Source organism: Streptomyces sp. NBC_01451 (genome assembly GCF_036227485.1).
Classification (GTDB): Bacteria; Actinomycetota; Actinomycetes; order Streptomycetales; family Streptomycetaceae; genus Streptomyces.
Window position 1 is genome coordinate 9,385,206 of sequence record NZ_CP109479.1, and the last position, 13,458, is coordinate 9,398,663.

A 13,458-nucleotide genomic window follows, 5' to 3' on the forward strand; every position below is an offset into this window, starting at 1 on the left:
ACTCTCTCCGAGACGCCCGGTTGCGGGCTTGAGTCGGCCGGCAGGTCCTCACTCATGGCCGTGCCGTTGTGGGTGAAGGGGGTGGGGTGGGTGCTGACCGACGGAGGGGCGGTCAGCACCGCCTGGCTGAGGTCAACGGCCGTAACGCACCCGCACGGTTGCCGTCGAATCCCAGCGCGTCCGCTTGCACACCACTTCCCGTGCCGCCCACCGCTCTCGCAGCTTGTCAGAGATCACGAGGAATCAGTGATGCAAATTCTGTCGCCGGTGGGTGGTGGGTGACCGTAGCGTCCGCCTATGGACTGGAGCGCTTGGCACGACGAGTACGACACGGCCGAGTCGTGGATGGCACGACGGCTGCGGACAGTTCAACAGCAGGTTGGCGCTGTCTTGTCTGATGCCCCGACCGGTGGGTTGAAGGTGATCAGCCTCTGCGCTGGGGAAGGCCGCGATCTTCTGGGTGTTCTGGCCGAGCATCCCCGCCGCGACGATGTGCGGGCGAGGCTTGTCGAGTTGGACCCGCGTAACACTGCGGTCGCTCATGAAAGGGCTCGTCGGGCTGGTCTGCACCGGGTTGAGGTCATGACCGGCGATGCCTCCCTCATGGCCCACTACGAGGACATGGCCCCTGCGGACCTTGTTCTGGTCTGTGGCGTGTTCGGGAACATCACCGACGCCGATATCGAGCACACCATCGCCACCTGCGATCAACTGTGCAAGACCGGCGGTACCGTCATCTGGACCCGGCATCGCGCCAAGCCTGACCGGGTACCACTGATCTGCGAATGGTTCGAAGCGCAAGGCTTCGAACTCCGCTGGCTGTCGGCACCGGAAGCGGGCTTCGGCGTCGGTGTGCACCAGTTCCTCGGCGCATCTCAACCCTTGCGCCGTAGCACCCGCCTGTTCGAGTTCGTCGGCTACGACACGCTCCGTCGAGCAAGTGGCGGAGGAATCCCTCGGCCGTAACGGCTTTACGCCGCCCGACCGACGCGGCTTGTGAAACGGTGCCGGACACCAGGTGGCGTCGGCTGCGAGCCCTTCGCCCCGGACACCGTCCTCCAATCGTGTGCGCGCATGGAGACCGGCTGCAAACTTGACGACCTGGGCCACGTGCAGCGGGTACAAGGCCGAAGAGTTTACGGAGCGTGTCGGTGGATCTCGGCTCAGTGATCATCGCGCCGGCAGGCGTCGCAGGAACCTTCGGAGGATCGTTGCTCTCCCAGCGTGGCTCCGAACGGGCGAAGCTTAGGGAGATGGAGCTCGCCCGTGACCACGAAGAGATCCGCGAGAACCGTTCACTCCGACGTACCTGCTATGCGGAACTCAACCGCGCTGCACGGCAGTTCAACACCGCACTCAACCGCCACCTGCACCTCATGCGGAATCGCAGCGCGGGGGACACCGACAGCGACGCACTCGAAGAAGCGAAGAACGCGCACCGCGACCGATACTCCGAGTTACAGATGATCGCCCCCGAAGAAATACTCATGCGAGCGAGTGTCGTCAATCAAGCCCTGAACAAGGTCTACGGTCAGATCAAGCGGCTCGAACGCGGTGCCCCCGGGCCAGGCGAGACGACGGAGACCGCGGCCCGGGCCCAGTACGAGGTTTGGGATGTGCTCCGAACAATGAGAACCGCTATGCGTCACGACCTCGGGGTGTCGCACGAAGAGCCTCGGCGGGCTGAGGACTGACCGCGGAAGAGTTCAGAACACAGGGCAGAGGCTGTTCGCGTACTTACGACGGCGCCGCGTGCTGTGATCCGCTGCCTCGACCAGGCCGGGTGACCGCCCAGGCTGCGGCGATGAGAGGCCGATGCAAGTCGGCCCGCCGGATGCAGACACCAATGGCGAGCCGGCCGGGATGTGAAGATGTGGGCAGCTGTCGAAGTCTGTTTCGGACGCCGCTGTGCCGCAGCACGAGGCCGGGGATGATTCCGGTGCCGTAGCCGAGGGCGACCAAGGCCAGCAGGGCTTCGTGGCCGTCGGCCTCGGCGGCGATGTGCGGATGGATGCCCAGGCTTCGGAACCAATGGTCAGCGGCGGTACGGACGAGTCCTTGACGGGGCAGGACGAAGGGCTGACTGACGGCAGGCACCTGCTCGGCGGCCGGCGCGTCGGCGGCCTGGACGAGGACGAGCGGGGTGTGTGCGATCTGCCGAGTGAGCAGAGTGGCGGGGGTGCGGTCGGGGAGGGCTGCGACGGCGAGGTCGGCCTCGCCTCGGTCGAGGAGAGTGAAGGCGGACGAGGCGTCACCGGTGCGTAAGGAGATGTGCACGCGAGGGTGGGCGTTGCGGAGCGGGCTGAGCAGGTCGGGCAACAAGCTCTCGCATGCGGTGACGGAGGCGAACACCCGCAGGTGCCCGCTGAGGTCGTCGACCGTGTCTTCGCTGCGGTAGCAGGCCCACAGGTCCAGTGCTTCGGCTGCGTAGCGGCGGAAGGCGCGGCCGTGCCGGGTCAAGGACACTCCGTGCGGGCCGCGTTCGAGGAGCCGGTGTCCGGTGGCGCCTTCCAGCCGCTGCACGGCCCGGGACAGAGTGGCGGGGCTGACGTGGCAGTCCGCAGCGGTACGGGTGAAGCTGAGCGTCTCTGCGAGGTGCAGAAAGAGCCGGTACTGGTCGTGGTCCTGCATCTTTCACCTTCCGCAACACCGCGGTGCGTAAGTTGCTGTTGCCGCATGTCAGGTGGGGAGCCTACAAACGGTGCATGCCACGAAGCGACCCCGCACCTCACCGTCCCGCCTGGTACTTCCCCGAGTACACACCTGTCGGCATCGACTTGGGATCCACGTCCGCGGTTGCTGCCTACGACCGTAATCAGGGCACCGACCCCGATGCCGATGACGCGTTGCTGGACCGCTTGGAGGTTGCCGAGGGCAGTCACCTGGTCGACCTGGCGTGCGGCACCGGCTCATTGGCCGTCCAGGCCGCGCGACGCGGTGCCGTCGCCCACGGTGTGGACGTCTCCGAGGAAATGCTCGCCTCCGCTCAGGCGCGGTCCGAGCGGTTCGGGGTCGCTCCGCACTGGCACCATGCCGGATTCCTGGACTACAGCCACAGCGGCCCACTGGTTGATGTGGTCACCACGAAGTCGGCCCTGCACCAGCTCCCGGATTTCTGGAAGCAGCAGGCACTGCTCAAAGCCGCCGGGATGCTCCGTCCCGGTGGCACCTTCTATCTATGGGACGTGATCTTCGCCTTCGGGCCGACCAGCGCGGAGGAGCACCTTCAGCAGTGGATCGATACCGAGGGCCGCCCCGAGGGGGAGGGCTTCACCCGGGCCGACTTCGAAGCCCATGTCCGCGACGAGTTCTCCACCTACTCCTGGATCATCGAGGGAATGCTGCAGCGAGCTGGGTTCGACATCGTCTCCAGTACTTCTCCCCGCCCCACTCACGCGGAGTTCCGTTGTCGCCGCCGATAGATACTTACCGATCCCCTGCACCGTCAGGCCAGACGTCTCGTAAGGAGCGTGATTGCTGGTGAGCAGCCGCTCGGAGTGCTGAGCGAGCCGTTCGTGGTCCCGGGCATGTCGGCGGACGCGCACGCACTGCCCGGGACCCGGGACCCGGGCAGCGGGGGCCGGGGGCCGTAGGGGGCGTCTTCGGCCGGGGGAGGACTCGCCCACACCCGTATGCCGCCTCAACGTCGTGCACGCCGTGATCTCCGCGCCCCTACTGCAGTGCGTGGACGGTGGCTGAGAACACCGGGGGCATCCGGGATGCCGCGGGGACGATGAGGCGGGCGGTGGCGGGACGGTGGCCGGCGGCCAGCAGGGCTCCGGTCAGCAGGCGGTGACGCCGGGTCAGCCGGGCCCAGATGCGCTCGTACTTGTCGGGTTGTCCGGCGGCCAGGCAGCGGACGGCGGCCCCGGCCGTCGCCAGCGCGAGGGCGATGCCCTCGCCGGTGAGGGCGTCCAGGTAGCCGGCGGCGTCGCCCACGAGCAGGACACGGCCGGCGGTTCTGCGCCGCACGCGCTGCCGCAGCGGTCCGGCGCCGCGTACCTCGGTCGCCGCCGGTCCGCGCAGCGACGGGGTGAGCGTCGGGAAAGCGGTCAGGTGTTCGTCGTACCCGCGACGGCTGCGGCTGAGGATCGCGACGCCCACCAGGTCGTCGCCGACGGGTGTCACATAGGCCTCGCCGTGCCGGGACCAGTGGACCTCCACGAAGTCCGTCCACGGTTCGATGCGATAGTGCCGACGTAGTCCGTAGCGGCCGTGGGGGCGGCCCGGCAGTTCCAGTCCCAGGCTGCGGCGCACCGGGGAGTGCAGGCCGTCGGCGGCGATCAGCCAGCGGGCCGTGGTTCCGGCGGCGGTGACCGTGTCCGCGTTCTGGCGCACCTCGCCGACCTTGCCCGGCAGCATGCGCACGCCGAGGTCGAGAGCGCGCTGGTGCAGTGCGGAGTGCAGCACCGTACGGCGGATTCCCAGCCCGTTGTGGTCGCGGAAGGACGCTTCGGCGCGGGTGGCGCCGTCGACGTAGCGGATGCCGCGCAGTTCGCGGCCGGTGACCTCGACGCCCAGTGCTCGCAGCGCGGCGACGCCACTGGGCATGACGCCTTCGCCGCAGGCCTTGTCCACGGGCGTGGTCCGGGGTTCGACGACGACGGCTTGCAGGCCGGCGAGCGCCGCGTGGATGGCGGCGGCCAGACCGGCGGGTCCGCCGCCGGCCACGAGTACGTCGATCACGCCGACGCGGTTGTGGTCGGTGTGGCCGCGGTGGTGAGCGCCCGGTTCTCGCAACGGATGCGTACGGCGAGCAGGGCGGCGTTGAGTACCGTGAACACGGTCGCGGTGATCCAGGCGGTGTGCACCATGGGAAGGGCGACGCCTTCGGCGACGACGGCCACGTAGTTCGGATGCCGAAGCCACCGCCACCGGTAGGGGCCGCCCGTCACCAGCGCCATTCCGGGTACGACGATCACCCGGGTGTTCCAGCGGGGTCCCAGGGTGTGGATGCACCACCACCGCAGTGCCTGGGCGCCCGTGAGCATGGTCAGCATCGGCCAGGCCAGAGCGGGTACGAAGGGGCTGTCCGCCAGCCATACCTCGGCCGGGCAGGCGATCAGCAGGCCGGTGTGGAGGGCGACCATGGCCGGGTAGTGACCTTGGCCGGTCTCGGTCGCGCCGCGGGCGGTGCTCCACCGTTCGTTGCGGCGGGCGACGACGAGTTCGGCGACACGCTCGGCGGCGACGGCGGCCACCAGCAGTCCGTACCAGATCATGTGTGCTTCATGTCCTTTATGTTCTTCTTCTTTTCTGTCTTCTTTGTACTTTCTATGTCATTCGTGTAGTGCGTGTTCTTCGGCTGTCCGAACTACCAGCGCAGCAGCACCAGTTCGCAGGCGAAGCCGGGTCCCATGGCCAGCAGTACACCCGGGGTGCCCGGCGGCGGGCGGCGTTGGGAGAGGGTGTCGCGCAGTACGTGGAGCACCGATGCAGAGGACAGGTTGCCGACGTCGGCCAGGTGACGCCAGGTCACATCGAGGGCGCCGTCGGGGAGGTCGAGGGCTTCGGTGACGGCTTCCAGGACCTTGGGTCCGCCGGGGTGGCACACCCAGGCGGTCACGTCCTTCGGCTTGATCCCGTGGTCGCCGAGGAACCCCTCGACGTCGTCGGCGAGGTAACGGCGCACCACATCGGGGACCTTCGGGTCGAGGACGACCTGGAATCCGGTGTCCTTGATGTCCCAGCCCATGACGCGTCCGGTGTCCGGATACAGGTGGCTGCGGGTGTCCACGATCGTCGGGCCGGCGCTCTGCTCCGGGCGGACCGCACGGTTCGCGCCGCAGGCGGCGACCGCGGCGGCGCCGTCGCCGAACAGCCCGGAGGCGACCAGGTTGGCCATGGAGGCGTCGTTGCGCTGAAAAGTGAGTGAGCACAGTTCCACCGCGAGCAGCACCGCCACGTGCTCGGGCCGGCCCAGCAGATAGTCGTGCATACGGGCCAGGCCGGCGGCGCCACCGGCGCACCCCAGGCCGAACAGGGGCAGCCGTTTGACGTCCGGCCGCAGGCCTAGGCGGCCGACCAGCCGTGCGTCGACCGAGGGAGTGGCGATGCCGGTGACGGAGGTGAAGATGAGCAGGTCCACGTCGGAGGCGCTCAGGCCGGCCTTGTGCAGGGCACCTTGGACGGCTTCGGCGCCCAGGTCGGTGGCGGCGGTGATGAAGACGTCGTTGGAGGCACCGAACCCGTCCAGTTCCGCGTACCGTTCGAGCGGCAGCGTCATGTGACGTGAGCCGACCTTCGCGCTGCGGTGCAGCCGGTCCAGGACGGCGCGGTCGGTTCCCTCGGGCAGGCAGGTCCGGGCCACCATGTCGGTGATCTCGGACTGGGTGCGACGGTGCGGTGCCAGGGCACCGTGAACTGCGGTGATCCGCGTCATGGGGTTCCCGTCCGGTTACCGACTGGGGGAGTTGCTCCTCACGTGTTCCCAGGACCGGGGCTTCGACACCAGGGATCGCCCGTCCGGCTGTTCGTTCTGTCCGTTGCGGCGGCAGGCGTGCCGACCGGACGGGGCCGGGCGCCTACGATCGGCAGGGTGGGCACTCCCGAGCAGTCGACGACCGGCGGCCCCGAGGCGAGTTGGGCCGGCCGGGTGACCGGTCTTGCGGGGGCGTGCCATCCCGGGCCGGTCGTGGCGGTGACAGCCTTGATGGCCGCGCTCGCCGTCACCGCCGGCCAGAGCGCCGCGCGCTGTGTCCTGACCGCCGCCGCCGTGCTGACCGGGCAGTTGTCCGTCGGCTGGTGCAACGACGCGTTCGACGCGCGCCGGGACATCGCGGCCGGCCGCCGGGGCAAACCCGTCGTCGACGGCACGGTCGGCGTGACGGAGGTGTGGGTGGCCGCGTATGCGGCGCTGGCGCTGTGTGTGCCGTTGTCGTTCGCCTGTGGTCTGTGGGCGGGCACCGTTCACTTGGCCGGAGTGGCGGCGGCGTGGGCGTACGACCTGCGGCTCAAGGCGACAGCGTGGTCCTGGGCGCCCTACGCGGTGGGCTTCGCCGGCCTCCCGGCGTTCGTCGCGCTGGGCTTGCCGGGGCAGCCATGGCCGGCCTGGTGGGTTGTCGCCGCCGGGGCGCTGCTGGGGGTCGGCGCCCATCTGGGTGACGTACTGCCGGACATTCGTGGGGATCTGGCGACGGGCGTACGGGGGTGGCCGCACCGACTGGGCCCGGACCGCGCACTGCTGCTGTTGCCGGTGCCGCTGGTGGCCGCGTCCGCGGTTCTGGTGCTGGGGCCCGCCGGACCACCCGGCAGGTGGGGAGTGGCCGCGCTCGTCGTGACCGTGCTGGTATCGGTGGCGGGGACGGTACTGGGACGCCGCTGGGAGCGGCTGGCGTTCGCGGCGGCGGTCGCCGTGGCGGTGGTGGACGTGACGTTGCTGCTGGTGCGCGGTACCGGGATCGCCTGACCGTGCCGGGGGTCGTGGCGCGGTGGCCGGTCCGCCGGTGTTCAGGACAGTCGGACGGTGGGGAGCTCCGTTGCGTCGGTCTCGGCGGTCAGGCTGTGCCGTTGGCCGGGCACGGCGACGATGCCGCCCTGTTCGAGGTTCGAGGGCCCGGTGCGGTCGGCGGTGTGGAGTGTCACCCGGTCGGTCAGACAGGTGGGGGTGGCGGCGCAGGGGGCCTCGTGCTCGGCGGGCAGCTCCGGCCCGCACTCCGCAGGGCGGTGGTCGCGCCGGGCGTCAGGTGTGTGTCGTCCAGGTGTGTGTCGTGGGCCGGGCAGGAGCGACGTGGTGGGTGTTCATCAGGTGCGTTCCCATCCACGTCTGGGCGTGCGGGAGCCCAGCCGCGCGTCCCGGCTGCGATGGACAGCGAGGGGGCGCGCCCGGTCAGGATGCTGACCCCGGCCACCGCCCGGACCACTCACTGCGTTGCGCCACGACGCGGTGGACCCGGTCCGCAGGAACAGGCCCTTGGGGCTGTCGCCGGAGGACCGGGTGGCGGCGGTTGTCCCGCCGCGTGGTCAGACATCCCACCAGGGCAGCTCAGGTTGCCTGTTCGCGGCCTTCTGCAACACGCGTTGCGCGGGGACGGACGAGGTCAGCGACGGCCACGGAACTTGCCCAGCAGGTTCTTGGCCTGGGTCCGGCGACGGGGGTCGGCTGCGGCCCGCCGCGCCTGCTCGGCCGTACGACGCCCTTGAGGGCTCCTTGCGAACTCCTTGATACGTTCCAGCATGCGTGACATGCGGCTCCATCCCTTGATGTCGGCGAGTGTCTTCCTCGGCTCGGCTACCCCCTGCGGGACGACTCAGCCCTTCCAGCAGCATGGACGTCCGGCTCGTGGGGTTCATAGGCGGCCATCGCGTCGTCGAACGCGGTGTCCCTCGTGGTGTCGCCCATGACCACGTGGGCGATCACGTGCGGGCGTTGCGCTTCCCGGGGCTCGTCGCGGCTCTTGCTCAGGTGGAGCTTCCGGGAGGGCCTGCCACACGCCGACGGTTCTCCTGCCGACCGGCCAACCGGTGCTCGGACGGCACGTCGTCCGGCGGATCGAGGAGGCGTCGTCCGGCGGGGACGAGCCGGAGAAGCCGACGCCGGTGCTCAGGTTCACGGCGCCGGCCGCGCCGATACCGGGTGCCGAGCGACGGAACTCAGCGGGCGGGAACCGGCTCGGGCAACGGCTGCCACTCCCGCCTGATCAGCCCGTACACCCACGAGTCGGAGACCTCGCCGTCGACGACGCAGTCCTCCCGCAACGTCCCTTCACGCACGAAGCCGAGCTTCTCCAGCACGCGGGCAGAAGCCACGTTGCGCGTATCGGTCTCAGCTTGGACGCGATTGAGGTCCAGCGTGTCGAATGCCCACCGCAGCAGAGCGCGCGCGGCCTCGGTCGCGTAGCCGTGGCCCCACGCTGCATCGGCGAAGCAGTAGCCGAGCGACGCGCTGCGGTGGTCCGGATTCCATCTGTTCAGGCTGCACCAGCCGATGAACGTCCCGTCGGAGACATGATCCACGGCCAGCCGCGCCCCGGTGCCCTCGTGCGCCATCTCCCGGCACGCCGTGATGAACCTCGCGGCGCGTACGCGGTCGCTCCACGGTGGCGCGTCCCAGTAGCGCAGCACGTAGGCGTTGCTGTGCAGCGCGAAGAGGTCATTCGCATCAGCGTCTTCGAAGGCACGCAGCCGAAGGCGAGCAGTATGCAACGAGGGAGTGGGCAGCGACGTCCTCACGTTCTCTCTCCTGATCGGTGGGCGATCAATCAGACAGCCGATGCGGGCCACTCGCAACGGGTTTTCTCGGCAGGCCGGCAGAACGACATGTCCGCTCCTCCAGCCGCGCCGGCAGCGTCCCCGACGTCAGCTCCCCGCAGGTCACGCGCCGGGCCAGGGGGTCGAACGTTCTTCGTGTGACGTGCGCCACGTCCCTGCTCCGGAACCCGTCTGATGGTTCGTCCGACTAGTGCACTGGTACGGCGCGATCAGAACGACGTCGTACGACGTGACCTGGAGACGCGCTTGATGGACGAGTCCCGGCAGCTTTCCTCACTCGGCGTGGGCGCAGCCCTGCGGAAGGCGGCACCCCCGCCCGCGCTCTGCGGCTTCCTTCTGCTGCTGGTCCTGATCTTCTCGGTGTCCTACGCCGTGGGCGTCGGCGCCGGCCCTGTCGCGCCCGGCATGCACGGCACCGGCGGCACCAGCGGAGTCGACGGCACCGGCGGCTCCAGTGGCACCGGTGGCGGCGCCGGCGACGTCGGTGGCGTGAGCGGAGGTTCGGGCGACATGGGAGACATGGGAGACATGGACATGCAGGGGGGACACGGCTGATGGACACCGAACCGGGGGCCGTCCTGATGACGACCGACCTGACCGTCGGTGGCATGACCTGCGCGGCCTGCGTGACCCGGGTCGAGAAGAAGCTCGGCAAGCTGGACGGGGTCACCGCGACCGTCAATCTCGCCACCGGAATGGCGCGCGTGAGTCATCCGGCGGACATCGGCCCGGCCGAACTCGTCGCCACCGTCGAGAAAGCCGGATACACGGCAGCCCTGCCCGAACCGCCCAGGAAGGACAGGAAGGAAGAGCCCGCCGCCGACGACGGCGACGAGTCCGAAGACATCCGGCAGGAACGGCAGCACCTGGTCGTCACCGCTGTGCTCGCCCTCCCCGTGCTGGTCCTGTCGATGGCGCCCGCACTACAGTTCCGCAACTGGCAGTGGCTGTGCTTCGCGCTGACCGCGCCCGTCGCCGTGTGGAGTGCCTGGCCCTTCCACGTACGGGCGGTCCGCGGGCTGCGGCACTCGGCGGCCACCATGGACACGCTGGTGTCGCTGGGTGTGGCGGCGTCTTTCGCCTGGTCGGCGTTCGCGCTCTTCCTCGGCGGTGCCGGCGACCCCGGCATGCGGATGCCGTTCACCCTTGTGCCCACGGCCTCGGACGGTGTCGCGCACATCTACCTCGAAGCAGCCGTGGGCGTACCGCTGTTCGTGCTGGCCGGGCGGTTCCTGGAGGCGCGGGCGCGGCACGGCACGGGGGAGGCGCTTCGTTCGCTGGCCCGGCTCGCGGCCAAGGAGGTTTCCGTCCGGGCGGCTGACGGGTCCGAACGGCTCGTGCCCATCGAGGAGTTGGGCGTCGGGCAGGTCTTCGTCGTGCGGCCGGGGGAGAAGGTGGCCACCGACGGGCAGGTGACGGACGGCAGTTCGGCCGTGGACCTGTCGCTGGTCACCGGCGAGAGCGGGCCTGTCGAGGTCGGGCCGGGTTCGGCCGTGGTCGGCGGGGCCGTCAACGCCGGTGGGCTGCTGCTCGTCCGGGCCACCGCCGTTGGTGCCGATACGCAGCTGGCCCGGATCGCCCGGCTGGTGACCGAGGCGCAGGCCGGGAAGGCGCGGGCGCAGCGGCTGGCCGACTCGGTGGCCGGGGTGTTCGTGCCGGTGGTGCTGGCCTTGGCTGTGACCGCGCTGGGGTTCTGGCTGGGTGCCGGGGCCGATCCGCAGGCAGCGCTCACCGCGTGTGTCGCGGTAATCGTTGTGGCGTGCCCGTGTGCCCTGGGCCTGGCAACCCCGACCGCGCTGATGGCCGCCACCGGGCGGGGTGCCCAGTTGGGTGTCCTGGTCAGCGGTCCGCAGGCGCTGGAGGGACTTCGGCATCTCGACGCCGTGGTCCTCGACAAGACCGGCACGCTCACCACCGGCCGCATGACGGTCGCCAAGGTCACGGCCGTACCGGACGGGCTCGGACGTGACGAGGTGCTGCGGTTGGCGGGGGCCGTCGAGCAGGGCTCGGAGCATCCGCTCGGCCGGGCCGTCTCCACCTGCGCGCGCCGGGAGTCCGGCGAGCAACGGCTGCCGGCTGTCAGCGAGTTCAGTGCCCTGCCGGGGCGCGGCGTACAGGGAGTCGTCGACGGGCGCCTGGTCGAGGTCCTCGCGCCAGACGACGACCTGCCCGCGGTGCTCGGAGAGGCTCTGGTGGGAGCCGAGTCCGCCGCCCGTACGCCGGTACTGGTCCGGGTGGACGGCACGGCCGAAGCATTGATCGAGATCGGGGACGTCGTACGGTCCGGAAGCTACCGCGCGGTGGACCGGCTGCGGCGGCTCGGCGTACGGCCCGTGCTGGCCACCGGCGATCGGGAGGCGCCCGCCCGTGCCGTCGCGGAGGCGCTCGGCATCGAGGAGGTGCACGCCCGCTGCACACCCGAGGGCAAGGCCGCACTCGTACGGGAGTTGAAGGAGCAGGGGTACCGGGTCGCGGTCGTCGGTGACGGTGTGAACGACGCCGCCGCACTGGCCGGTGCCGACCTCGGGATCGCCATGGGCAGTGGCACGGACGTGGCCATCGGTGCCGCCGACGTGACCCTCGTCCGCGGTGACATCGAGGACCTCGCGGACGCCGTCCTGCTGGCCCGGCGCACGCTGGGCACCATCCGCGTGAACCTCGGGTGGGCCTTCGGCTACAACGTCGTGACCGTCCCGTTGGCCATGGTGGGCCTGCTCAACCCGATGGTCGCCGCGGCGGCCATGTCGGCCAGCTCGGTGCTGGTCGTCGCCAACAGCCTGCGCCTGCGCGCCTGGCAGCCCGCCCCCTCGACCTCGCCCGCCGCCTCCCGGAGACGTACCCGATGACCGACCAACGCCCCTGGCGCCCGACCCGCCGCCGGCTCACCGACGCCTTGCTCGCCGCACTCGCACCCGTCGCCGTATGCGGTCTCGCGCTCGGTGGGCTGAGCACCTGGACCGCCTACGGCAACGCCGGCAGCCCGGCCCGGATCAAGGTCACCGACGGAAAGGTGTTCGTGCCCTCCGGAGCCACTCCCGTCACGGCGGCCTTCTTCACCATCACCAACAGCGGGGGCGCGGCGGACCGGCTGCTGAAGGTGACGACCACCGAGGCCGGCGCGGGCGCGCTCACCCTCAGCCGGCATGTCATGACGAGTTCCAACACGGCCACCGACGCGACGGTGGCCTCGGTCGCCGTCCCGGCCGGAGGCAGCCTCGACATGTCTCCGGACAGCCTCGACGTGATATTGCCGGTCAAGAAGGGTCGGCAGCCCGGCGACCTCGTCTCGTTCACCCTGCACTTCGAGCACAGCGGAGCTGTGAAGACCCTGGCTGTGGTGGTGAGTCCGGGCCAGGACAGCACCTGAGACCTCATCCACATGGGTCGGCCGGACTCCCCGTGGAGTTCCGGCGACGCACTGTGACCTGTCTCACTCCCTCCGGAGTGAGTGACGGGCCCGGGTCCTGTGCGTACCCACCTGCGACGAGCGGAGCCCGGATGCGAGTATGAGGCCGTCATGACTGCTGGGTGGGGTTTGCGCACGATACGGGCCGCGGTGTTCGCGGCCGTCTGTGTGCTGCTCGCTGCCCTGGGTCACGTCCTGATGTCCGGCTCCACCGTGCCCTGGTGGACGATGTCCGCCGGCTTCGCCGCAACGAGCGGCGTCGGCTGGAGTCTGGCGGGCCGTGAGCGCGGGTTCCCGCTGGTGGTGTCCGTCGTGGTCGTCGCACAGGGGGCGCTTCACTCGGCCTTCTCCTGGGGCCAGTCGGCGATGCCGGGATCCGGCACGAGTCCTGTGGCTCAGGACATGAGCGGCATGCCCATGGGCTCGATGTCCAAGGACACGATGGACCTGGGTTCCATGGGGTCGATGCCGATGGGCCACGCGGCGCATGCCGAGGACCTCGGACACATGACCCACGGCACCGGCGGCATGTCGGCGCTGGGCATGCTCGCCGCCCACACACTGGCCGCAGTGCTGACCGGTCTGTGGCTGGCGTACGGCGAGCGGGCCGCGTTCCGACTCCTGCGGGCCGTCGCCGGTCGGCTGGCTGCTCCGCTCCGGCTGTCCCTCGCCGCCTTGCCCGTTCCGCCGCGTCGGCCCAGCCTGCGGCCGACGCGCGAACGTACTGAGCGGATCCGGCGGCTGACGCTCACTCACACGATCATCTCTCGGGGGCCTCCAGCCGGGACCGCTGTCATCTGAGACAGCTGGCTTCCCGAGGCCGTCCTGTTGGCGCCGCATCT

At 70.2% G+C, this 13,458-nt stretch carries 16 protein-coding genes; 9 read left to right on the forward strand and 7 right to left on the reverse strand.

The annotated features are described in order from the left end of the window. Positions 1–297: 297 nt before the first annotated feature. Positions 298–966, forward strand: coding sequence for a class I SAM-dependent methyltransferase (locus OG595_RS41510; RefSeq protein WP_329281440.1), 669 nt, complete (start codon positions 298–300; stop codon positions 964–966). 185 nt (positions 967–1,151) lie between these two features. Continuing rightward, a complete protein-coding gene (locus OG595_RS41515) occupies positions 1,152–1,694 on the forward strand; it encodes a hypothetical protein (protein WP_329281443.1) in 543 nt (180 codons plus the stop codon). Positions 1,695–1,737: 43 nt separating this feature from the next. Here the strand turns inward: OG595_RS41515 and ilvY are convergent, their stop codons facing one another. Then, the gene (ilvY, locus tag OG595_RS41520; RefSeq protein ID WP_329281445.1) at positions 1,738–2,631 is read right to left on the reverse strand and encodes an HTH-type transcriptional activator IlvY; all 894 of its coding nucleotides are present in this window, start codon (positions 2,629–2,631) and stop codon (positions 1,738–1,740) included. 74 nt (positions 2,632–2,705) lie between these two features. On the opposite strand from ilvY, the gene OG595_RS41525 reads away from it, so the two are divergent. Then, positions 2,706–3,422: a class I SAM-dependent methyltransferase gene (locus tag OG595_RS41525; RefSeq protein ID WP_329281447.1), complete on the forward strand. Its 717-nt coding sequence runs from the start codon at positions 2,706–2,708 to the stop codon at positions 3,420–3,422. A 48-nt stretch (positions 3,423–3,470) separates the two neighbouring features. After that, positions 3,471–3,593: a hypothetical protein gene (locus OG595_RS41530; protein WP_329281449.1), complete on the forward strand. Its 123-nt coding sequence runs from the start codon at positions 3,471–3,473 to the stop codon at positions 3,591–3,593. Between the two features lie 79 nt (positions 3,594–3,672). On the opposite strand, the gene OG595_RS41535 is transcribed toward OG595_RS41530, so the two are convergent. The 3 genes from OG595_RS41535 to OG595_RS41545 form a co-directional block, all read right to left on the reverse strand. After that, entirely contained in the window at positions 3,673–4,686 is a 1,014-nt protein-coding gene (locus OG595_RS41535; RefSeq protein WP_329281451.1) for an NAD(P)/FAD-dependent oxidoreductase, read from the reverse strand. Continuing rightward, positions 4,683–5,222: an isoprenylcysteine carboxyl methyltransferase family protein gene (locus OG595_RS41540; protein WP_329281452.1), complete on the reverse strand. Its 540-nt coding sequence runs from the start codon at positions 5,220–5,222 to the stop codon at positions 4,683–4,685. Before OG595_RS41540 ends, OG595_RS41535 begins: the two co-directional genes overlap by 4 nt. Positions 5,223–5,314: 92 nt before the next feature. Further along, positions 5,315–6,382, reverse strand: coding sequence for a type III polyketide synthase (locus OG595_RS41545; protein ID WP_329281454.1), 1,068 nt, complete (start codon positions 6,380–6,382; stop codon positions 5,315–5,317). Between the two features lie 156 nt (positions 6,383–6,538). Between OG595_RS41545 and OG595_RS41550 the strand changes: the two genes are divergently transcribed. Further along, complete coding sequence (locus tag OG595_RS41550; protein WP_329281456.1) at positions 6,539–7,408, forward strand: UbiA family prenyltransferase; 870 nt, start codon at positions 6,539–6,541, stop codon at positions 7,406–7,408. Between the two features lie 41 nt (positions 7,409–7,449). Here OG595_RS41550 and OG595_RS41555 read toward each other — a convergent pair whose 3' ends face one another. The 3 genes from OG595_RS41555 to OG595_RS41565 all read right to left on the reverse strand — a co-directional run bounded on the left by OG595_RS41555 (position 7,450) and on the right by OG595_RS41565 (position 9,222). Continuing rightward, positions 7,450–7,584 carry a hypothetical protein gene (locus OG595_RS41555; protein ID WP_329281458.1) on the reverse strand — a complete coding sequence of 45 codons (135 nt, stop codon included), beginning with the start codon at positions 7,582–7,584 and terminating at the stop codon, positions 7,450–7,452. A gap of 455 nt (positions 7,585–8,039) precedes the next feature. Then, positions 8,040–8,177 carry a hypothetical protein gene (locus OG595_RS41560; protein WP_329283662.1) on the reverse strand — a complete coding sequence of 46 codons (138 nt, stop codon included), beginning with the start codon at positions 8,175–8,177 and terminating at the stop codon, positions 8,040–8,042. A gap of 415 nt (positions 8,178–8,592) precedes the next feature. Continuing rightward, the gene (locus tag OG595_RS41565) at positions 8,593–9,222 is read right to left on the reverse strand and encodes a GNAT family N-acetyltransferase (RefSeq protein ID WP_329281461.1); all 630 of its coding nucleotides are present in this window, start codon (positions 9,220–9,222) and stop codon (positions 8,593–8,595) included. A gap of 162 nt (positions 9,223–9,384) precedes the next feature. Here OG595_RS41565 and OG595_RS41570 point away from each other — a divergent pair, with 162 nt between their 5' ends. The 4 genes from OG595_RS41570 (at position 9,385) to OG595_RS41585 (ending at position 13,417) form a co-directional block, all read left to right on the forward strand. Further along, the gene (locus OG595_RS41570; RefSeq protein ID WP_443073301.1) at positions 9,385–9,765 is read left to right on the forward strand and encodes a hypothetical protein; all 381 of its coding nucleotides are present in this window, start codon (positions 9,385–9,387) and stop codon (positions 9,763–9,765) included. Beyond that, positions 9,765–12,056 (forward strand): heavy metal translocating P-type ATPase, encoded by a 2,292-nt coding sequence (locus OG595_RS41575; RefSeq protein ID WP_329281463.1) that lies wholly within the window; start codon positions 9,765–9,767, stop codon positions 12,054–12,056. Before OG595_RS41570 ends, OG595_RS41575 begins: the two co-directional genes overlap by 1 nt. After that, entirely contained in the window at positions 12,053–12,577 is a 525-nt protein-coding gene (locus OG595_RS41580; protein ID WP_329281465.1) for a copper chaperone PCu(A)C, read from the forward strand. Before OG595_RS41575 ends, OG595_RS41580 begins: the two co-directional genes overlap by 4 nt. Positions 12,578–12,727: 150 nt before the next feature. Further along, positions 12,728–13,417: a hypothetical protein gene (locus OG595_RS41585; protein ID WP_329281467.1), complete on the forward strand. Its 690-nt coding sequence runs from the start codon at positions 12,728–12,730 to the stop codon at positions 13,415–13,417. Positions 13,418–13,458: the final 41 nt, after the last annotated feature.